The following is a 20,103-nucleotide window of genomic DNA, read 5'->3' as shown; positions in this document are numbered from 1 at the left end:
TCGTCACCGCCGTCCCTGCTTGCGCCGTCGCGGCTGCGCCTGGTTGCCCAGATGCCCGCCCGGCAGCAGCTGGACGGCATGGGACGGTGCACCCACCGCCACGCCACCCTCGTCGCCGGACGCCGCCCGTGCGGCCAGGACCTTGGCGTCGTGCGCGGCGATCGCCGGCTCGCGCATCCGCAGCGCGACCTCGAGCGGGGTGGCCAGGAAGATCGACGAGAAGGCGCCGACGACGAGACCCACGAACAGCGCGAGAGCGATGTCTCGCAGCGTCCCGGCCCCGAGGATGAACGCCCCGATGAACAGGATCGATCCGACCGGGAGCAGGGCGACGACGGTCGTGTTGATCGAGCGCACGAGCGTCTGGTTCACCGCGAGGTTCGCCTGTTCCGCATACGTGAACCGGGTCTGGTCGAGCACTCCCTGGGTGTTCTCGCGCACCTTGTCGAACACGACGACCGTGTCGTAGATCGAGTACCCGAGGATCGTGAGGAACCCGATCACCGTGGCCGGCGTGACCTCCCAGCCGATCCCCGCGTACAACCCCACGGTCACGACGAGGTCGTGCCCGAGGGCCACCAGCGCGGCCACGGCCATGCGCCAGGCACGGAAGTACAGCGCCATGACGACGGTGACGAGGATCAGGAAGACGACGATGCCTCGGATCGCCTTGCTCGAGACGTCCGCACCCCACGAGGGGCCGACGAACGAGCTTGCGACGGCGTCCTTGGACACCTTGTACGCGTCGGCGAGGGCCAGACGCACCTGCTCGACCTGCGTGTTGGCCAGGTTCGTGGTCTGCACCCGGATCGAGCTGGTCCCCACCGCGGACACGAGCGGGACCTCCTTCGGGGCCACCGAGGCGACGGCGTCGATCGCCGCCTGTCGGTTCGAGGTCGCGACGCCGGAGATCGTGAACTCCGAACCGCCACGGAAGTCGATCCCCGGGTTGAGCCCCGGCACGACGAGCAGGACCGCCGACACCGCGACGAGGAGCGCCGCGATCGTGAACCAGATCTTGCGTCGGCCGACGATGTCGTACGACCGTCGTCCGGTGTAGAGGTCGTTGCCCCACTGGGCGAATCCGGCGGCCATCAGGACTCGTTCCTCTCGGTCGAGCTGGACTGCGCCGGTTCTCCGTCCGGTGTTCCCCCGGAGCCCGCGGCATCCTCAGGATCGACAGCGCCCGAGGTGCCGTCAGCGCCCTCGGCGAGCGCGGCCTGCGCGGCCGCTGCGGCGTCGGCTGCGGCCTTGCGCCGCTCGGCGATCGTCAGCGTGGGCGCAGCGGCGCGCAGGCTCGACACCACCGGGGCGTCGTCGGGGACCGCACTCGACGCGGTCTCCCCCATGACCACGCGACCCCGCCCGACGTACCGCGCACCGCGCACGCCGAGGCGACGAGGGTCGAGACCTGACGCCGGGTGCCCGTCTCCGAAGAACGAGGTCTTCGCGAGCAGCATCATCACCGGGTGCGTGAACGTGAAGACGATCAGCAGGTCGATCAGGGTGGTGAGGCCGAGCGTGAAGGCGAACCCACGCACACCGCCGACCGCGAGCACGTAGAGGACCGCCGCGGCGAGGAAGTTCACGGCGTCCGAGGCGAGGATGGTCCGACGTGCGCGGTTCCAGCCCTTGTCGACCGCGCCGACCAGGGTCCGGCCGTCACGCAGCTCGTCACGGACGCGCTCGAAGTACACGATGAAGGAGTCAGCGGTGATACCGATCGCCACGATCAGACCGGCGACACCCGGAAGGCTGAGGCGGTAGCCCTGCGTCCAGGACAGCAGGGTGATGACGCCGTAGGAGATCACGGCAGCGAGGGCCAGCGAGGCGACGGTCACGAGGCCGAGGGTCCGGTACTGGAGCAGCGAGTAGCCGACGACCAGGACGAGGCCGATCAGCCCGGCGAGCAGGCCCTTCTGGAGCTGCTCGGTCCCGAGAGTCGCCGACACCTGGTTCTCGCTCTGCACCGTGAACGTCAACGGCAGTGCACCGAAGTTCAGCTGGTTCGCCAGCGTCGCGGCTGTCGCGCGGGTGAAGCTGCCCGAGATCTCGGCGCGGCCGTCCGGGATGGTCTCGTTCACCGACGGTGCCGAGATCACGAGCCTGTCGAGGACCATCGCAAACCTGTTCAACGGCGACGTGAGCTTCGCGAGCCGTGCCGTCGTCTTCGCGAACTGCGTCGCCCCGGCCGAGTTGAACGTCATGTTGACGACCCACTCGTTCGTCACGACACCGTTCGCACCGGTCTTCAGGCCGGAGCTCGCGTTCGTGATCTCGGTGCCCTCGATCTCGACCGGACCCAGCGCGTACTTCGCCGAGCCGTCCTTGGCGCATGCGACCAGCCCGACGTCGGGGTTGTCACCGCCACCGCCGACGAGGTTCGAGGGCTTGGTGCAGTCGAGCGCGTCATACTCCGCCTTGAGGGCCGGCGTCACCCAGGAGAGGTCGCTCGGGTCGGTGCCTGCGGCGGGCGGGGTGCTGCTGAGGGTCGGTGCGACCGTCGGGCCCGATCCCGGGGTCGAGCTCGCTGTCGGCGTCGGCGCGCCGGTCATCAGGACGGGGCGGAACCGCATCTGTGCGGACTCGCGCACGAGGTTCAGCGTCGCCTCGCTGGGCTTGCCCGGAAGGGCCACCACGATGTTGTTGCCACCCTGGCTGGTGATCTGCGCCTCGGAGACACCGGAGGAGTCGACCCGCTGCCGGATGATGTCGATCGCCTGGGTGATCGTCGAGCTCGTGACCTTGGACGCGTCTGTCGTCGTCGGGGTCAGGATGATCTGCGTGCCACCCTCGAGGTCGAGGGCGAGCTTCGGTGTCGCCGTCGCGGTCGACCACTGCACGCCGGCGAACAGGGCGGCGAACAGGGCGACGATCAGGACTCCGAGGGTCACCAACGTCCGGACCGGACGGGAACCACGGGAATTGGCAGCCAACAGATCTTCTTCTCTCGTGCGCGCACGGCTCCCGATCAGGGGAACCGTGGGAGGTCCAGACGGTGCCCGACGCTCGACGGCGGGCCCGGGCCAGCCTACTTGTGTCCGGGATCCTCCGTGTCGGACTCGGGCGTCGTGGGGCCGTCGTCGAGCGAGGACAGGTCGTCGGGGACCTCGATGTCGTCGTCGAGCTCCTCGTCCTCGTCGTCCTCGAGCTCCTCGTCGTCCACCGGCGGCTCGACGACCTTCGCGATCGCGGCGCGGAGCCAGCGGCTGCGGTTGCCCGGCGTCGACTCGATCGTGATCTCGTCACCGTCGACACCCACGACCTCGCCGAACATCCCGGAGCCCGTCATGACCTGCTGACCGACGGCGAGGTTGGCGCGGAACGCCTGCTGGGCCTTCTGCTGCTTCCGCTGGTTCCGGGACATCAGGAACATGGCGCCGACGCCCAGGATGAGGATCAGGAACAGGCTGGTGTTGCTTCCCACGGTGTCGCACTCCGGATCTCGTGTGGTGGCGGCCGCCGTCGCGGTGGCGGACCCTGCGTACCTTAACGCGCGGGGCCCGGCGGCGCGGCACCCGACGCCGACGGCTGGGCCGTGTTCACCCGTCGCGAGCGACCGGCCCCGTCCCGACGACTCAGCCGAACAGGGTCCCGAGGCCTGCGGACGGTGGCACCTCGAGCCCGAGGTGCTCCCACGCCGCCGGCATGGCGACCCTCCCCCGTGGGGTGCGACCGATCAGCCCCTCGCGCACCAGGAAGGGCTCGGCAACCGTCTCGACCGTCTCCGGCTCCTCGCCGACGGCCACCGCGAGCGTGGTCAGACCCACAGGTCCACCGCCGAACCGGGTGCACAGCGCCGTCAGCACCGCACGATCGAGCCGATCCAGGCCGAGCACGTCGACCTCGTAGACCTCGAGAGCCGCATGGGCCGCCGACAGCGAGAGCCGACCGTCACCACGGACCTGGGCCCAGTCCCGCACCCGGCGCAGCAGGCGGTTGGCGATCCGCGGCGTCCCCCGGGAGCGTGAGGCGATCTCGGCCGCCGCGTCGGCGTCGAGGTGGATACCGAGCAGCCCCGCCGATCGCACCAGGACACGCTCGAGCTCGTCGTCGGCGTAGAAGTCGAGGTGCCCCGTGAACCCGAACCGGTCACGCAACGGTGCCGGGAGGAGCCCCGCCCGCGTGGTCGCCCCGACCACCGTGAACGGCGGCAGCGCGAGCGGGATGGCGCTGGCCCCCGCACCCTTGCCGACGACGACGTCGACCCGGAAGTCCTCCATCGCGACGTACAGCAGCTCCTCCGCCGGGCGTGCGATCCGGTGGATCTCGTCGAGGAACAGCACCTCGCCCTCCTCGAGGGAGGACAGCACCGCGGCGAGGTCACCCGCGTGCTGGATCGCCGGGCCGGAGGTGACCCGCAAAGAGGTTCCGAGCTCCGCGGCGATGATCATCGCCAGAGTCGTCTTGCCGAGACCCGGAGGGCCGGACAGCAGGACGTGGTCCGGCGCCTTCCCCCGCCCGAGGGCGGCGTGGAGGACCAGCGACAGCTGGTCGCGCACGACGCGCTGGCCGACGAACTCGTCGAGGCTGCGCGGGCGGAGGGCGGCCTCCGCCGCACGCTCGACGTCGTCCGCACCGGGCCGGACCACGCGTTCGGTGACGATCTCCTCACGCTCCGCCCGCTCGAACGTCCTCGGCACGAGCGAACCTGCGCCCTCGACACCGGTCAGGTCCCGCCCGGCTCCCTCAGCCACGACCGCCGCCGAGCGCCCGCAACGTCGCCCGCAGGAGCGACGCGACCTCGAGGATCTCGCCTGAGGCCTCCACGGCGTCGGCGACACCCGTGACGGCGTCCTGCGCGGCCTTCGCGGTCCAGCCGAGCCCGACGAGCGCCTCCGTCACCTGCTCGCGCGGCCGTGCGCCGGTGGTGTCGGAGGCGTCAGGCCGCGCACCGCCGTCGGACGCCGAGGTCGACGGCGCACCGAGTCGGCCGGCGAGCTCGAGGACGATCCGCTGCGCCCCCTTGTGCCCGATGCCGGGCACGCGCTTCAACGCGGCGAGGTCCTCGTCCTGGACGGCACGCCTCAGCGCGTCCGGGCTGTGGACCGCGAGCATCGCCAGCGCCAGCCGAGGCCCCACCCCGCTCACGGTCTGCACCGTCTCGAAGACCTCGCGCTCGTCGGGATCGGCGAACCCGAACAGCGTCAGCGCGTCCTCACGAACCAGCAGCGAGGTCGCCAGGAAGGCCGTGGCACCGACCCTGAGGGTCGCGAGCGTCGCCGGCGTCGCATGCACCAGCAGGCCCACGCCGCCCACCTCGACCACCGCACCGTCGAGACGGACCGCCTGCACCGTTCCGCGGACCGAGGCGATCATCGGTTCTCCTCACCATGAGCGTCGAGCACGACAGGTGCCGGTGCCACGGCCGACACGACCGTGCCGGGCAACAGCTGCGACCGGCAGAGCCCTGGTCGCCACCGACTCCCGAACACCTGTACGAACGCCGCCAAGGCTAGCAACCGCCCTCAGGCACGCGACCCACGACGCGCCGCCTGCTCGGCCGCCGCCCACGCGCGCTGTGCCGACGTCAGAGAACCCGGGGCCCGCTGCGGCGCCCCGACCGCGCCGGCCGGGCGCCACAGGTGGCAGATCGCCAGTGCAAGGGCGTCGGCCGCGTCCGCCGGCTCCGGGCGCTCGTCGAGCCCGAGGATCCGCGCGACCATCGTCTGCACCTGGCTCTTGCCCGCACGCCCCGAGCCGGTCACCGCCGCCTTCACCTCGCTCGGCGTGTGCAGTGCGACCGGGATCCGGTGCCGTGCGGCGGCGAGCATCGCCACCCCCGCCACCTGTGCGGTCCCCGTCACCGTGCTCAGGTTGTGCTGCGCGAACACCCGCTCGACCGCGACCGCGTCGGGCGCGTGCTCCTCGATCCATCGATCGAGCTCTGTCGCGATGGCGAGCAGCCGCTGGTCGATGTCGGCCCCCGGGTCCGACCGGGCCACCCCGACGTCGACGAGCCGCACCTTCCGGGCCGGCAGACCGTCGACGACACCCAGACCGCACCGGGTCAGGCCTGGGTCGACTCCGAGGACGCGCACGCCGTCAGCATCTCAGGCCGATCGTCGCGCCGACGACTGCGACACAGCCAGCCGGCCGACGACGCGGTGACCACCGTCCGGCGCGACCGGCGAGTCACTCCTCGTCGAGCGCGGCGAGGACCTCGTCGGAGGCGTCGAAGTTCGCGAACACGTTCTGGACGTCGTCGCTGTCCTCGAGCGCGTCGATCAGGCGCAGGATCTTGCGTGCCCCGTCGACGTCCACCTCGATCTGGGTGGCCGGGACGAACTGGCTGTCCGCCGAGTCGTACTCGATCCCCGCCGCCTGCAGCGCGGTGCGCACCGGCACCATGTCGGTCGCCTCGGAGATCACCTCGAACACGTCGCCGAGGTCGTTGACCTCCTCCGCCCCCGCGTCCAGGACCGCCATGAGGATGTCGTCCTCGGTGAGTGCGCCCTCCTTCGGCACGACGACGACACCCTTGCGGGTGAACAGGTAGGACACCGACCCCGGGTCGGCCATCTGACCGCCGTTGCGCGTGAACGCCACCCGGACGTCCGACGCGGCACGGTTCCTGTTGTCGGTCAGGCACTCCACGAGGACCGCGATACCGCCCGGGCCGTAGCCCTCGTAGGTGATCGACTGGTAGTCGGCACCGCCGGCTTCCTGGCCGGACCCGCGCTTCACCGCGCGGTTGATGTTGTCGATCGGCACGGAGGACTTCTTGGCCTTCTGCACCGCGTCGAAGAGCGTCGGGTTGCCGGCGAGGTCACCGCCGCCGGTCCGCGCCGCCACCTCGATGTTCTTGATGAGCTTGGCGAAGAGCTTGCTCCGCTTGGCGTCGACGACAGCCTTCTTGTGCTTGGTGGTGGCCCACTTGGAGTGACCCGACATCGCTCGATCTCCTTCATCCGCGCCCAGTCGAGACCCGACGCAGCGCCAGGTGGACGACCTGCAGGTCAGCTGCAGGTCCGCCTGGACAGACTCAGAGGCTCTCGCGGACGATCCGCACGAACATTCGGTGCACGCGCGTGTCGCCGGTGACCTCCGGGTGGAAGGAGGTCGCCAGGAGTCGACCGTGGCGCACCGCGACGATCCTACCGGCGGCGGGACCCGTCGCGACCGCGCCCAGCACCGTCGCGGCCGGTCCGACCTCCTCGACCCAGGGGGCACGGATGAAGACGCCGTGCATCGGACGGGTCGCGCTGTCGTCGATGCCCTCGATCGTCAGGTCGGTCTCGAACGAGTCGACCTGCCGCCCGAACGCGTTGCGTCGGACCGTGATGTCGAGCCCGCCGAGCGTCTGCTGACCGGGGATGCCGTCGAGCAACCGGTCCGCGAGCAGGATCATCCCGGCGCACGAGCCGTAGGCCGGCAACCCCTCCGCGATCCGCCCGCGCAGCGGCTCCGCGAGGTCGAACGCGCGCAGCAGCTTGTCGATCGTCGTCGACTCGCCGCCCGGCAGCACGATCCCGTCGAGGTCCTTGAGCTCGCGCTCCCGGCGCACGAGCACGGTGCTCGCCCCGCTCGCCTCCAGCGCCGCCACGTGCTCACGGACATCACCCTGCAGCGCCAGCACACCGATCGTCGGATTCACCGGGTCATCCTACGAACAAGCCGTCACGCGTCGGCACCGACGACCGCACCGCGATCGGCCTCCGCACGCCACGCGTCGACCAGGTCGGCGAGCCGGGTCAGCCCCTCCAGCAGGATCGTGCGCTCGCTCGCGAGCGAGACCCGGACCATGCCGGCGCCACCCGGTCCGAAGGCCTCACCGGGCGACACCGCGACGTGCGCGTCCCTGATCAGGCGCAGCGCGAACGCGTGACCGTCCGCGGTGGCGGCGGACACGTCGACCATCAGGTAGAACGCGCCCTGCGGCCGGGCGCACGGGATGCCGCGCGCCGTCAGCAGCGCGATCGCGGCATCACGACGTTCGCGGTACGAGGCCACGGCGGCGTGCACCGCGTCCTGCGGCCCCGTGAGCGCCGCCAGTGCAGCCCGCTGGCTGATCGACGACGGGCAGGCGATCGTCGCCTCGGCCACCTGCCCGAGCAGACCCGCCACGACCGGGTCATGGGTCACCACGTACCCCAGGCGCCAGCCGGTCATCGCGTACGTCTTCGAGAAGCTGTGGAACGCGAGCACCCGTGCGTCCGTGTCGAAGGCCGCCGGGCTCACGTGCGGGACCTCGAAGGTGATCGCCTCGTAGCACTCGTCGGAGAACACCCACAGGTCGTGCCGGCGCGCGATCTCGACGATGCCCGCCAGGAGCTCCGCGGGGTAGACGGCGCCGGTCGGGTTGTTCGGCGAGTTGACGAGGATCACCTTCGTCCGCGCGGTGATCGCGGCCTCGATGTCCTCGAGCGTCGGCACGAAACCGTTCGCCGCACGGGCCGGGTACGTCGCCACGTCCACACCCGCGGCGACGGCGGCCATCCGCCAGTTCGGGAACTCCGGGTCGGGGAGCAGGATCTCGTCGCCGGGGCCCATCGTCGCGTTGATCGCCATCGCGAGCCCGTGCATCGCCCCGTGGGTCACGACGACCTCGCTCGGCTCGACCGGGATACCGGTCGTCGCCGTCACCCGGGCCGCCAGGGCGGCGCGGAGCTCAGGTGCCCCGACGCTCGACGTGTAGTGCGTGTACCCCGCACGCGCGTCGGCCGCCGCGGCCTCGACGACGTGCGCCGGTGTGGGCACGTCGGGCTCGCCGATCTCGAGGCGCAGGCACTCGGGATCTCTCATGGCCAGCTCCATGAGAGTACGGATGCCGGAACGCTGCATGTGGACGACGGGAGATGTGGAGAGAGGCACGTCTCGACGCTACCCGGCCCAGATGACACGCAGGTTACCGACCGGTACGGTCCGTCCCGCCGAGGTGCCGGGTCACGCCGTCCCACCCCGCGAGCAGGCCGCGGACGAGGTCGACGAGCCCTTCTGGGAAGACCTCCTCGGTCACGCCCGCGAGGGCGTCGAGCGGCCACCAGCGCAGCTCGTCGAGGATCCGTCTCTCGACGTCGGTCCAGCCGTCGCGGCTGAGGTCGTCCTCGTGCGTACCGTGCTCGTCGAGCCGTGCGAGGAAGATCTCCTCGTCCTGCCGGCACGTCACCGCAAGGAAGTCGAAGACCGCCGACCGGGTCACCACCGGTCCGACGAGCGACGCGACGTCGACCTCGAGCCCGGTCTCCTCGCGGAGCTCGCGGACCGCAGCCGACCTCGCGTCCTCCCCCGGGTCGATGCCGCCACCCACCGTGAACCACCACGAGCGCGACGGCTGGTCGACGTCGTGACCGCGCATCAGCAGCACCCGGTCGGACGCGTCGACCAGGATCACGCGCGCCGCGCGCCGGAACGGCAGCCCGTCCGGGCCCGGAACCCAGTCCGGGCCCAGACCGTGCGCCGGGCTCGGCGCCGCCGCCGTCACCAGCCCCGGTCGGCCAGCCGGTGCGGGACCGGCACGTCGTCCACGTTGATCCCGACCATCGCCTCGCCGAGGCCGCGCGAGACGCTCGCGATCACGTCGGGGTCGTCGTAGAACGTGGTCGCCTTGACGATGGCCGCGGCGCGCTGCTCAGGGTTGCCGGACTTGAAGATCCCCGACCCGACGAACACACCCTCGGCGCCGAGCTGCATCATCATCGCCGCGTCCGCGGGGGTCGCGATGCCGCCGGCCGTGAACAGCACGACCGGCAGCTTCCCGGCCACGGCGACCTCCTTGACCAGCTCGTACGGCGCCTGGAGCTCCTTGGCCGCAAGGTAGAGCTCGTCCTCCGGAAGGGTCGTCAGGCGGCGGATCTCGTCACGGAGGGTGCGCATGTGCGTCGTGGCGTTCGACACGTCACCCGTGCCGGCCTCACCCTTGGAGCGGATCATCGCAGCGCCCTCGGTGATGCGGCGCAACGCCTCGCCGAGGTTCGTCGCACCGCACACGAACGGCACCGTGAAGCGCCACTTGTCGATGTGGTGGGCGTAGTCGGCCGGGGTGAGGACCTCGGACTCGTCGACGTAGTCGACACCGAGCGACTGCAGCACCTGGGCCTCGACGAAGTGGCCGATCCGGGCCTTCGCCATCACCGGGATCGAGACCTGCGCGATGATGCCGTCGATCAGGTCCGGGTCGCTCATCCGCGCGACCCCACCCTGCGCGCGGATGTCCGCCGGTACCCGCTCGAGAGCCATGACCGCGACGGCGCCCGCGTCTTCGGCGATCTTCGCCTGCTCGGGCGTGACGACGTCCATGATGACGCCGCCCTTGAGCATCTCGGCCATGCCGCGCTTGACCTTGGCTGTGCCGACGACGGACTCGGTGTTCTCGCTGCTCACTGCAGACCTCACTGATCGAAGAGGAGGGGTGTCCCGCGCCTGAGACCTCAGCGGCCCGGTGCGGCCATCCTAGACCGGCGTCTGCGCCTCGGACCCGCCTGCCTGGATGCCGGAACCGGGCCGGCCGAGGGCGTCCGGCCAGCCGTCGTCGAGCTCGACCGTCTGCGGCACCGGCGCATGGCCGGCGAGGCGCAGCACACGTGCCATGAACGTGCGACGCATGCGTTGCGCCTGCGCCACGGCCTCGTTGTGGAACCGACGTGACAGCTGGACGCGGTACCAGGCGGCCGACAGCGAGCCGAGGAGCTCGTGGCCGCCCGGTTCCGCCCAGAGGACGGCGACCTCGTCAGGATCCCCGAGAGCGGCCCGCAGGGTCGCCGAGAGCTCGCTCTCCGCGAGACCACGGTCGAGCACCGGGCCGTCGGACGCCGACACCAGCATCGCGCGGGCGTCGTCCCCGCCGTGGTCCGGCAGCAGCCGTGCCAGCTCGCCGTCGTCGAGGCCACCGGCCGCGAGCACCGCCCACGCGGACTCCCCCACCAGGACCGCGCTGACCGGGTCGAGCAGTCCCGAGGCCGCCAGCTCCGCTGCCGCCGACGCACGCCGGACCAGCTGGGTGTCGAGGACGGCGCGGAGCGCGGCGACCTTCCGGTGCAGCCGGTCCAGCCGGGACGCCGCGACCCAGGCCGACCAGGCGAGCAGCGCGACCAGCGCGACGAGAAGAAGCCCGACGTCGGAGGTCGTCATCGGCGGACCCCTCGGGTGACCGCGCCGAGGCCACGCGAGCCGCGGACGGACGTCGGGTCCTCACGCACGCTCGTCGCGCCCTGGACCGCGACCGCCATCTCGTAGACCGTGAGCACCTCGGTCGTCACGGAGGACCAGTCGTAGCGGATGACCGCCTCGCCGGCCCGGGCGACCACCGTGGCACGAGCCGCCGGGTCGCTGAGCGTCGCACTGAGCGTCTGCGCGAGGGAGTGGCTGTCGCCGGTGGTGAACAGCACACCGGACGCGCCGTCCTCGAGGACGCGACGGAACGCACCCAGGTCGCTCGCCACCACGCAGGCCCCCGCGCTCATCGCCTCCACGAGGACGATCCCGAAGCTCTCGCCACCCGTCTGCGGCCCGCAGTACACGGTCACCGAGCTCAGCAGGGCTGCCTTCTCCGCGTCCGTGAGCGGCCCGAGGAACTCGACCGCGCGCGCGTCGTCGCCGAGCAGCTCCCGGGCCTCCTCGGGACCGGTGTCGCCGCGCCCGGCGATCAGGAACCGCGCGCCGGGATGGTGACGGAGCACCTCGGGGACGGCCCCCAGCAGGACCGGGAGCCCCTTGCGTGGTTCGTCGAGGCGGCCGAGGAACGCGATCGTCGGTGCGTCGGCCGTGCCCGTCCAGCGCGGGTCCGCGACGGCGTCCCGGAAGCTCGCCACGTTCACCCCGTTCGGGATGACCACCGCATCGCCGCCCAGGTGCTCGATCAACGTCCGCCGAGCGTCCTCCGACACCGCGATACGGGCCGAGATCTTCTCCATGCTCTGGCGGACCAACGGGTAGGCCATCTGCAGCGGGCGGGACCGGATGAGCGCGGTGTGGAACGTCGCGACGATCGGCCCGTCGGCGATCCACAGCGCAAGCATCCCGAGGCTCGGCGTCACCGGCTCGTGGAGGTGCAGCACGTCGAACTCGCCGGCCGCGAGCCATCGCCGGACCCGGGCGGCCGTGAGCGGGCCGAAGGTCATCCGGGCGACCGACCCGTTGTACCGGACCGGTACCGCGCGCCCGGCGGACGTCATGTAGTCGGGGATCGGGGTGTCGTCGTCGGCCGGGGCGAGGACGGAGACCTCGTGTCCGCGCTCGATCAACGACTCCGCCAGGTCCCGCACGTGGAACTGCACACCGCCCGGCACGTCGAACGAGTACGGGCACACGATCCCGATGCGCAGCCGGCGCTGGTCGGCCGTCATGCCGTGCCGCCACGGGTCTCGGCCGTCGCCGCGACCTCGGCATCGCGTGCCGGGTCGAGGTCGGCGACGAACACCTTCTGGAGCATGTGCCAGTCCGCCGGGTGCGCGGCGATGCCGGTGGCGATCGCGTCGACCCAGGCCTGGGTGGTCACGGCGACCCGCTCGGCGCGCGGGACACCGTCCGAGGCCGTGGCGACGGGGAGGAACTCGACCACGATGCCCCACGGCGACCCGGCACGGCGGCGCCGCTCACCGGTGAGACGCTCGTACCAGATCGAGGCGGCGAACAGCGGCGCCCCGGTCGAGACCGCGAGAGCCGCCGGCCCCGCCGCGACCCGCGCCAGGTGCCCGAGAAGATCGACCTCGATGCCGCGGTGCGTGAGGTCACGGTCGGCCACCAGCGGGACCAGGCCGGCCCCCGACCCGCCGCCCACGACGCGGAGCAGCTCGCGGAACACGTCGGGGCCGCCCGTGAGCGGGAGGATCGTCATCCCGAGACCCTCCCGGAACGCCAGGAACTCCTGGAACAGCTCCTCCGGCTCGAGCCGCTCGGCCACGGTCGTCACCGGGGCGAGGTTCGCGGTCGCCCACGCGCCGGCGAGGTCCCAGTTCCCCTGGTGCCCGAGTGCGACCACGATCCTCTCCCCGCGCGCGAGGACGAGCCTGACGTGCTCCTCGCCCACGGTCCGCACCCGCGCGGCGATCTGCGCCTCGGTCAGCGTCGACAACGTGAACGCCTCGCCGTAATAGCGCATGTACGACCTCATCCCCGCCCGGGAGAGCGCCCGCAGCTCGCGGCGCGAGACATCGGGGCGAAGCCGACGGAGGTTCCGCTCGAGCTGGCGGACGCCCTTCCCGCGACGGACCCAGGCCGCGTCGGCGACGAGGGCGCCCGCCGCGCGCACCACGCCGCCAGGGACGTGCGCGCCGATCCGCCACGCGAGGGTCAGCGACGATCCGCCGCTCATGCGTCGGCCTGTCCCCGGGTGCCGCCGGCTGCGGCCACCTGCGCCCGGACCGTCTGCATCCGCTGGACCACCGTGATCAGACCGGCGATGGCGAGGAGACCGAGCGCCACCGTCATGACGACCCGCGGCAGGCCCATCCCGACGAGCGCGGCCGCGGTCAGGACCACGACGAGACGGTCGGCGCGTTCCGCGATCCCGACGGCGGCGGTCATCCCGAGGCCCTCGGCGCGCGCTCGCGCATACGGGACGATCGACCCGATCACGAGGCACGCGAGGGCGAGGACGGCCGTCGTCCGGTCGTTCCCGCCGCCCGTGTACCAGAGCACGAGGCCGGCGAAGATCGCACCGTCACCGAACCGGTCGAGCGTCGAGTCGAGGAACGCCCCCCAGCTCCCCGCGCGTCCGGACCTGCGGGCCATGACGCCGTCGAGCGAGTCCGTGAGGGCGAACAGGGCGATCACGAGGCTGCCGGCGAGCAGGTGCCCGGTCGGGTAGAGCCAGAGCGCAGCGACGACGACCGCCACCGTCCCGGTGATCGTCACCGCGTCCGGCGAGACGCCGCGCCGGATCAGCAGATCGGCGAGCGGGGTCCAGAGCCTCGTCATGACCGCGCGCAATCGCTTCAGCACGTCTCGATCATCCTCTCGTGGAGTCGTGCTGCGGTGGGACCGGCCACGCGCCCGCCAGAGCGTCGCGCGTGTCCGCGAGAAGCTCGGGCAGCGCCCGTGACCGGGCGACGATCGGCAGGAAGTTCGAGTCACCACCCCACCGCGGCACGATGTGCTGATGGAGGTGCGCGGCGATGCCGGCGCCCGCCACCGCTCCCTGGTTCATGCCGATGTTGAAGCCGGCGGGGGCGGACACGTCCCTGATGACCCGCATCGCCGTCCGGGTGAGCTCGGCGAGCTCGAGGGTCTCCTCGAGCGACAGCTCGGTGTAGTCCGCGACGTGCCGGTAGGGGCACACGAGCACGTGACCGGAGTTGTACGGGTACAGGTTCATCACGACGTACGCGAGCGTCCCGCGCGCGACCACGAGACCCTCCTCGTCGGAGAGCCCCGGGATGCGGCAGAACGGGCAGCCGTCACCAGGAGCGTCGTCGGTGGGCTTGTCCTGTCCTCCGATGTACACCATCCGGTGCGGCGTCCACAGGCGCTCGTACCCGTCCGGGTCGCCGGCGAGACCGCCTGCGCTCTCGAGGAGCGGCTCCTGCGCGGCCACGATCAGGTACCGGTCGTCAGACGCGTCATACCTGGACCCGGTCGCGCACGACCGCCACGATCCGCTCCACCGCCTCGGCGACCGGGACCGCGTTGTCCTGATGACCGTCGCGGTAGCGGAACGAGACCGCGCCGGCCTCGACGTCCTCACCACCGGCGATGAGGACGAACGGCACCTTCTGCGTGCTCGCGTTGCGGATCTTCTTGCCGAACCGGTCGTCGCTGAGGTCCAGCTCCGCACGGATGCCCGCGGCCCGGAGCTGCGCGACGACGTCCGCGAGGTAGTCGTTGAACGGCTCGGCGACCGGGACCGCGACGACCTGGACGGGCGCGAGCCAGGCGGGGAACGCCCCCGCGTAGTGCTCGACGAGGATCGCGAAGAACCGCTCGATCGACCCGAACAGCGCGCGGTGGATCATCACCGGTCGCTGCCTGCTGCCGTCGGCCGCGGTGTACTCGAGCTCGAACAGCTCCGGCTCGAAGAAGTCGAGCTGGATCGTCGAGAGCTGCCAGGTGCGGCCGATCGCGTCCTTCGCCTGCACCGAGATCTTCGGCCCGTAGAAGGCCGCCCCGCCCGGGTCGTCGACCAGCTCGAGACCGGAGGCGGTCGCCACCTCACGCAGCGTCTCGGTGGCCTCGTCCCAGGTCGCGTCGTCGCCGACCGACTTCTTCGGGTCCCGCGTCGACAGCTCCAGGTAGAACTCGCCGAGCCCGTAGTCGCGCAGGAGGTCGAGCACGAAGGTCAGCAGCGACCCGAGCTCGTCGCGCATCTGCTCGCGCGTGCAGTAGATGTGGGCGTCGTCCTGGGTGAAACCGCGCGCGCGGGTCATCCCGTGCACGACACCCGACTTCTCGTAGCGGTACACCGTGCCGAACTCGAACAGCCGCAGCGGCAGCTCCCGGTACGAGCGTCCCCTCGAGGAGAACACCAGGTTGTGCATCGGGCAGTTCATCGGCTTGAGGTAGTAGTCCTGCCCCTCACGCTTGAGCGTGCCGTCCTCGTGGTACTCGGCGTCCAGCCGCATCGGCGGGTACATGCCGTCGGCGTACCAGTCGAGGTGCTTGGACGTCTCGAAGAGCTTGGCCTTGGTGATGTGCGGGGTGGTGACGAACGAGTACCCCGCCTCGACGTGCTTGCGCCGGGAGTAGTCCTCCATCTCCATCCGCACGATCCCGCCCTTGGGGTGGAACACCGCGAGCCCCGACCCGATCTCGTCCGGGAACGAGAAGAGGTCCAGCTCACTCCCCAGCCGACGGTGGTCGCGACGCTCCGCCTCGACCAGACGGTCCAGGTAGGCGTGGAGCGCGTCCTTCGTCGCCCAGGCGGTGCCGTAGATGCGCTGGAGCTGAGGGTTCTTCTCGGAACCGCGCCAGTACGCCGCCGCGGACCGCATGAGCTGGAAGCCGTTGCCGATCAGCCGGGTGCTGGGCAGGTGCGGGCCGCGGCACAGGTCCTGCCAGGCGACCTCGCCACCACGACGCACGTTCTGGTAGATGCTCAGCCCGCCGAGTCCGACCTCGACACCTGCGCCGTCGTCCTGCGCACCGGGGGTGCCCTTGAGGCCGATGAGCTCCAGCTTGTAGGGCTCGGATGCGAGGGCCTCGCGCGCCTCGTCCTCGGTGACGTCCCAGCGGCGGAAGGTCTGCCCCTCCTTGATGATCCGGACCATCGCCTTGTCGAGCGCCTTGAGGTCCTCCGGGGTGAACGGGGTCTCGACGTCGAAGTCGTAGTAGAAGCCATCGGTGATCGGCGGCCCGATCCCGAGCCTCGCGTCCGGGTTCACCTGCTGGACGGCCTGGGCGAGCACGTGCGCGGTCGAGTGCCGGAGGACCTGCAGGCCGTCCGGGGAGTCGATCGTGACCGGCTCGACCACGGCACCGTCAGGGAGCGGCGCGGAGAGGTCCGTCAGTACGCCGTCGACCCGGGCGACGACGACCTCGCGCCGAGTCGCGAAGAGGTCCGCGGACGTCGTCCCCGGTGCCACCTGGGTGCTGGTCCCCTCGACCGTGATGGTCAGCTGCTCCGGTGCGGGCACGTCGATGGCCTCCTCGTGATCGTGAACGCACCGGCCGGCACGCAGGTCGATGCTACCGAGGTCCGGCCGCCGTCGGCTCGCGTCGCCTGCTCGGGCGAACTGCTGCGCACGTCATACGCCCGAATGGGTGGACTTCACCGCGGCAACATCCGGACAAACCGGGATGCAGCGGGGCAAACCTGGCTGCTGACCAGCGCATTCGCCGGACAACTTCACCCCGGAAACGGCGACGACTCCCCGCCAGAGCACTGGCCGGGAGTCGTGTACGTGGGCGATACTGGGTTCGAACCAGTGACCTCCTCGGTGTGAACGAGGCGCTCTACCACTGAGCCAATCGCCCGTCTGTTCCGGCGAGAGGCTCACCGGGACGACGCTTCTGAGGATGTTACAGAAGCAGGGCCGATATTCCGAACCGAGCAGGCGTCCGCCCGGCTCAACCGATCGTGCGAGCAGGTCCCGTCGCCGATCCACCGTGTTGCTGGCATGATGTTTCGACCGTGAGGAGGACGCCGGACATGACCACTGGGGCACCCGACATCGTCGACGTCATCACCATGCAGCTGATCGGCCCCGACGAGAGCGTCATGCCGGTCCTGGCAGAACTCTCCTACCGGGTCTGCGACCCCTACACGGTCCGGGCGGTCTTCACGGGTTCACACACCATGTCGACCTGGCTGCTCGGCCGCGAGCTGATCGCCCAGGGGCTCGAGGCCGACCAGGACTCGTGCGCCGGCACCGGCGACGTCCAGGTGTGGCGCGACGAGGACCGCAGCTACGTGCTCATCTCGCTCAACGGCGTCGAGGGCAACGCCCTCCTCGCGGCACCCGCCGAGCCGCTCGAGCGCTTCATCACCAAGACCGAGGCGCTCGTGCCGTTCGGCAACGAGAGCGATCAGATGGACCCGGAGATCAGCGCGCTGATCGCCGCTCTCCTCACGGCCTGACACCACTGGCGAGGGCCCCGACCGGATCCGGTCGGGGTCCTCGCCACGTCACGTCGGCGCGCCAGGCGCGGGCCGCCAGCACGTCTCGCGCCCCGCCCGGTCACGGGTCGAGGTCGTCCTCCGCCCGCGCCCGGAACGCCGCCTGCGCCTCGATGCTCACCGGCCCAGGCAGGACGTCGGAGCCGTCGAGCCAGGCAACCGGCTCGACCTCGCGCGTGCTGGAGGTCAGGGCCAGCTGCGCCCGCCCCGCGAGGACGTCGTCGAGCACCGCGAACGGCAGCTCGCCCGGCCCGGCCTCACGCACCACGATGCCGGCCTCCGGAGCCCACTCGAGAAGCAGCTCACGGGTGATCCCGGCAAGGCAGCCGCTCGACAACGCCGGGGTGATCAGCTCCCCGCCCACCTCGACGACCACGTTGGAGCCGGTGCCTTCGCAGAGGTCGCCGACCGTGTTGGCCATGATCGCCTCGTCGGCACCGTGCGTCACCGCAGCGGCGAGCGCCACCACGTTCTCCGCGTACGACGTCGTCTTGAGCCCGGCGACGGCCGACCGCTCGTTCCGCACCCAGCGCACCCGGGCGACCCGGGCCCGCACCGGACGGGCCGCCGGTGCCGCCACGACGACCACCGTCGGCCGTTCCTGCCCGGGCGCCGCCCGATTCGATCCCACCGGGCCCGGACCGGCCGTCACCGTGACCCTGACCCGACCCGCGCCGTCGCCGGCAGCGGCGAGGACCGCACGGACCCCGTCCCGGATGAGGTCCTCGTCCGGGGCTGGAAGGCCCAGCCCGGACGCCGATCGCTGGAGTCGCCGCAGGTGCCGCGTCAGCGCGAACGCCTGACCCCGCAGCACCGTGCAGGTCTCGAACACCCCGTCGCCGACCGTGAGGCCGTGGTCGACCGCGGTCACCACGGCCTCTCTCGGGTCGACCAGTCGCCCACCGGACCAGATCACCACACCCGCCGACATCAGCTCGCCTCCGCCTCGCTCCGACGCTCGCACGACGCGAGCCTGATCTGCTGGTCCGTCACGACCGCCAGTCTCCTGCATCGGCGACCGGTGCGCCGGACGCCAGTGCGACGAGTCGGCGGGCCTTCAGCTCGGTCTCCGCCCACTCGGCACCGGCCTCGCTCCCCCACGTGATCCCCGCCCCGGTGCCGAAGCGAAGGGTGCCGCTCGCACTGCCCGACGGCCCCTCCCACCAGAACGTCCTGATGCCCACCGCCAGCTCTGCGCGCCCCGCATCGGAGTCGATCCACCCGACCACACCGCAGTACGGCCCCCGGTCGACGGGTTCGAGCCTCTCGATGATCTCCAGCGCGGCGTGCTTCGGGGCTCCGGACACCGAGGCCGGCGGGTACGTGGCGTCCAGGACGTGCGCCCAGAGCTCCGGCGATGCCGCCACCCACCCGGAGAGGCGACCTCGCACGCGCGAGACCAGGTGCACCATCCCCGGATGCTGCTCACGGGCGAGCAGGTCGACCACCTCCACCGTGCCCGGCACGCACACGCGCTGAAGATCGTTGCGAACCAGGTCGGTGATCATGACGTTCTCGGCCTCGTCCTTCTCGGTGAGCCCCTCGGGTGTCGTCGCGGTCCCCTTGATCGGGCCCGACGTGAGGAAGCCGTGGTCGAGCCGCACGAACAGCTCGGGGGACGCCGTGACGACCCAGACCGGCGGGAACCTGCTCGCGGCAGGCACGTGGACGCCGCCGGCGTACGGAGCCGGGTTGCCGGCAGCCAGCACGGCAGCGAGCCCCTCCGCCGACGGTTCGGTGCCGTCCGCGGCGACGGCGAGCCGTGCCGACAGCACGCGGCAGATGTTCGCCTGGTAGACGTCGCCGTCCCTGATCGCCGCGCGGACCTCGTCGACGGCAGCCACGTAGGAGGACCGGTCGAGCGAGCTCGACCAGGCGTCGGGCTGCGGGCCCTGCCAGCTTGGCGCGGCCGCCCCGTCCGATCCGCGGCCGCCGGCGGCCTCGCGCTCGACGGAACCGAACCGCCACGCGCGCACCGCGCCCGAGAAGTCCCCGACCACCGCCCAGAAACCTCCGGCAGCGACCCGTGCCGCATCGACCCGAAGATCGACGCACTCGACCACCGTCGACGCACGACGTCCGGCGAACCATGCCTGACCTGCGATGTCGGTCGCATCGGCCGTCCCGGTACCCGTCGTCACCCCCACACGCTACCCAGCCGCCCGGTCCGGCTCGCGCACGCACCGCCCGCGCGAGCCGGTTGGACTCACCCGGATTCGGTCGGCTACAGTCTGGGACGCGCACCAAGCACGGGGAACCGGAAACGGGAACCCGCGCGATGTGCCGCGCGGACGTGGCTCAGTGGTAGAGCATCACCTTGCCAAGGTGAGGGTCGCGGGTTCGAATCCCGTCGTCCGCTCGGAGATCTCCTTCCTGCAGGGCCTCGGCCCCGCAGACAAGGTTCTCGCGGTGGAGTGGCCGAGTGGCTAGGCAGCGGCCTGCAAAGCCGTATACGTGGGTTCGAATCCCATCTCCACCTCGCAAGGCAGCATGGGCGATTGGCGCAGCGGTAGCGCGCTTCCCTGACACGGAAGAGGTCACTGGTTCGATCCCAGTATCGCCCACCAGCGATTGGGCAGGTCAGAGGCCGTTTCGGAGGAATCCGAAGCGGC

At 71.4% G+C, this 20,103-nt stretch carries 20 protein-coding genes and 4 tRNA genes; 4 read left to right on the top strand and 20 right to left on the bottom strand.

Annotated elements, in window-relative coordinates; translation table 11 throughout:
- Positions 1 to 3: 3 nt before the first annotated feature.
- The 18 genes from secF to LJB74_RS19235 form a co-directional block, all read right to left on the bottom strand.
- Positions 4 to 1,095 carry a protein translocase subunit SecF gene (secF, locus tag LJB74_RS19320; RefSeq protein WP_259310046.1) on the bottom strand — a complete coding sequence of 364 codons (1,092 nt, stop codon included), beginning with the start codon at positions 1,093 to 1,095 and terminating at the stop codon, positions 4 to 6.
- Positions 1,095 to 2,936 (bottom strand): protein translocase subunit SecD, encoded by a 1,842-nt coding sequence (gene secD / locus LJB74_RS19315; protein ID WP_259310045.1) that lies wholly within the window; start codon positions 2,934 to 2,936, stop codon positions 1,095 to 1,097. Before secD ends, secF begins: the two co-directional genes overlap by 1 nt.
- Before the next feature lie 95 nt (positions 2,937 to 3,031).
- A complete protein-coding gene (gene yajC / locus LJB74_RS19310; protein ID WP_259310044.1) occupies positions 3,032 to 3,427 on the bottom strand; it encodes a preprotein translocase subunit YajC in 396 nt (131 codons plus the stop codon).
- 151 nt (positions 3,428 to 3,578) lie between these two features.
- Positions 3,579 to 4,643 carry a Holliday junction branch migration DNA helicase RuvB gene (gene ruvB, locus LJB74_RS19305; protein WP_396125240.1) on the bottom strand — a complete coding sequence of 355 codons (1,065 nt, stop codon included), beginning with the start codon at positions 4,641 to 4,643 and terminating at the stop codon, positions 3,579 to 3,581.
- Between the two features lie 46 nt (positions 4,644 to 4,689).
- Positions 4,690 to 5,319: a Holliday junction branch migration protein RuvA gene (ruvA, locus tag LJB74_RS19300; protein ID WP_259310043.1), complete on the bottom strand. Its 630-nt coding sequence runs from the start codon at positions 5,317 to 5,319 to the stop codon at positions 4,690 to 4,692.
- Between the two features lie 149 nt (positions 5,320 to 5,468).
- A complete protein-coding gene (gene ruvC / locus LJB74_RS19295; RefSeq protein ID WP_259310042.1) occupies positions 5,469 to 6,041 on the bottom strand; it encodes a crossover junction endodeoxyribonuclease RuvC in 573 nt (190 codons plus the stop codon).
- 94 nt (positions 6,042 to 6,135) lie between these two features.
- Positions 6,136 to 6,894, bottom strand: coding sequence for a YebC/PmpR family DNA-binding transcriptional regulator (locus tag LJB74_RS19290; protein WP_259310041.1), 759 nt, complete (start codon positions 6,892 to 6,894; stop codon positions 6,136 to 6,138).
- A gap of 91 nt (positions 6,895 to 6,985) precedes the next feature.
- Positions 6,986 to 7,597 carry a pyridoxal 5'-phosphate synthase glutaminase subunit PdxT gene (pdxT, locus tag LJB74_RS19285; protein ID WP_259310040.1) on the bottom strand — a complete coding sequence of 204 codons (612 nt, stop codon included), beginning with the start codon at positions 7,595 to 7,597 and terminating at the stop codon, positions 6,986 to 6,988.
- Positions 7,598 to 7,620: 23 nt separating this feature from the next.
- Positions 7,621 to 8,814 (bottom strand): pyridoxal phosphate-dependent aminotransferase, encoded by a 1,194-nt coding sequence (locus LJB74_RS19280; protein WP_259310039.1) that lies wholly within the window; start codon positions 8,812 to 8,814, stop codon positions 7,621 to 7,623.
- Positions 8,815 to 8,848: 34 nt separating this feature from the next.
- The gene (locus LJB74_RS19275) at positions 8,849 to 9,424 is read right to left on the bottom strand and encodes an NUDIX hydrolase (RefSeq protein WP_259310038.1); all 576 of its coding nucleotides are present in this window, start codon (positions 9,422 to 9,424) and stop codon (positions 8,849 to 8,851) included.
- A complete protein-coding gene (pdxS, locus tag LJB74_RS19270; protein ID WP_259310037.1) occupies positions 9,421 to 10,323 on the bottom strand; it encodes a pyridoxal 5'-phosphate synthase lyase subunit PdxS in 903 nt (300 codons plus the stop codon). Before pdxS ends, LJB74_RS19275 begins: the two co-directional genes overlap by 4 nt.
- Before the next feature lie 69 nt (positions 10,324 to 10,392).
- On the bottom strand, positions 10,393 to 11,070 hold the full coding sequence (locus tag LJB74_RS19265) for a hypothetical protein (RefSeq protein ID WP_259310036.1): 678 nt from the start codon (positions 11,068 to 11,070) through the stop codon (positions 10,393 to 10,395).
- Entirely contained in the window at positions 11,067 to 12,284 is a 1,218-nt protein-coding gene (locus tag LJB74_RS19260) for a glycosyltransferase family 4 protein (protein WP_310650873.1), read from the bottom strand. The genes LJB74_RS19265 and LJB74_RS19260 overlap by 4 nt, the downstream gene beginning before the upstream one ends.
- Positions 12,281 to 13,252, bottom strand: a complete 972-nt coding sequence (locus tag LJB74_RS19255) for a phosphatidylinositol mannoside acyltransferase (RefSeq protein ID WP_259310035.1) — start codon at positions 13,250 to 13,252, stop codon at positions 12,281 to 12,283. The genes LJB74_RS19260 and LJB74_RS19255 overlap by 4 nt, the downstream gene beginning before the upstream one ends.
- On the bottom strand, positions 13,249 to 13,881 hold the full coding sequence (gene pgsA, locus LJB74_RS19250) for a phosphatidylinositol phosphate synthase (protein WP_259310034.1): 633 nt from the start codon (positions 13,879 to 13,881) through the stop codon (positions 13,249 to 13,251). The genes LJB74_RS19255 and pgsA overlap by 4 nt, the downstream gene beginning before the upstream one ends.
- 7 nt (positions 13,882 to 13,888) lie before the next feature.
- Positions 13,889 to 14,473: an HIT family protein gene (locus tag LJB74_RS19245; RefSeq protein WP_396125201.1), complete on the bottom strand. Its 585-nt coding sequence runs from the start codon at positions 14,471 to 14,473 to the stop codon at positions 13,889 to 13,891.
- 25 nt (positions 14,474 to 14,498) lie between these two features.
- Entirely contained in the window at positions 14,499 to 16,508 is a 2,010-nt protein-coding gene (gene thrS / locus LJB74_RS19240) for a threonine--tRNA ligase (protein WP_259310033.1), read from the bottom strand.
- A gap of 268 nt (positions 16,509 to 16,776) precedes the next feature.
- Positions 16,777 to 16,848: transfer RNA gene (locus tag LJB74_RS19235), tRNA-Val, on the bottom strand.
- A gap of 175 nt (positions 16,849 to 17,023) precedes the next feature.
- Here LJB74_RS19235 and LJB74_RS19230 point away from each other — a divergent pair.
- Positions 17,024 to 17,452, top strand: a complete 429-nt coding sequence (locus tag LJB74_RS19230; RefSeq protein ID WP_259310032.1) for an SsgA family sporulation/cell division regulator — start codon at positions 17,024 to 17,026, stop codon at positions 17,450 to 17,452.
- A gap of 100 nt (positions 17,453 to 17,552) precedes the next feature.
- On the opposite strand, the gene LJB74_RS19225 is transcribed toward LJB74_RS19230, so the two are convergent.
- Both LJB74_RS19225 and LJB74_RS19220 read right to left on the bottom strand, forming a co-directional pair.
- Entirely contained in the window at positions 17,553 to 18,422 is an 870-nt protein-coding gene (locus LJB74_RS19225) for an aminotransferase class IV (protein WP_259310418.1), read from the bottom strand.
- A gap of 58 nt (positions 18,423 to 18,480) precedes the next feature.
- The gene (locus LJB74_RS19220; RefSeq protein ID WP_259310031.1) at positions 18,481 to 19,632 is read right to left on the bottom strand and encodes a chorismate-binding protein; all 1,152 of its coding nucleotides are present in this window, start codon (positions 19,630 to 19,632) and stop codon (positions 18,481 to 18,483) included.
- 146 nt (positions 19,633 to 19,778) lie between these two features.
- Between LJB74_RS19220 and LJB74_RS19215 the strand changes: the two genes are divergently transcribed.
- The 3 genes from LJB74_RS19215 (at position 19,779) to LJB74_RS19205 (ending at position 20,058) form a co-directional block, all read left to right on the top strand.
- Positions 19,779 to 19,850: transfer RNA gene (locus tag LJB74_RS19215), tRNA-Gly, on the top strand.
- Positions 19,851 to 19,899: 49 nt separating this feature from the next.
- Positions 19,900 to 19,970: transfer RNA gene (locus tag LJB74_RS19210), tRNA-Cys, on the top strand.
- A gap of 13 nt (positions 19,971 to 19,983) precedes the next feature.
- Positions 19,984 to 20,058: transfer RNA gene (locus tag LJB74_RS19205), tRNA-Val, on the top strand.
- Positions 20,059 to 20,103 lie beyond the last annotated feature (45 nt).

The sequence above is a fragment of the Cellulomonas sp. P24 genome, assembly GCF_024704385.1.
Classification (GTDB): domain Bacteria; phylum Actinomycetota; class Actinomycetes; order Actinomycetales; family Cellulomonadaceae; genus JAJDFX01.
This window is presented reverse-complemented; position numbering and strand designations above follow the sequence as displayed.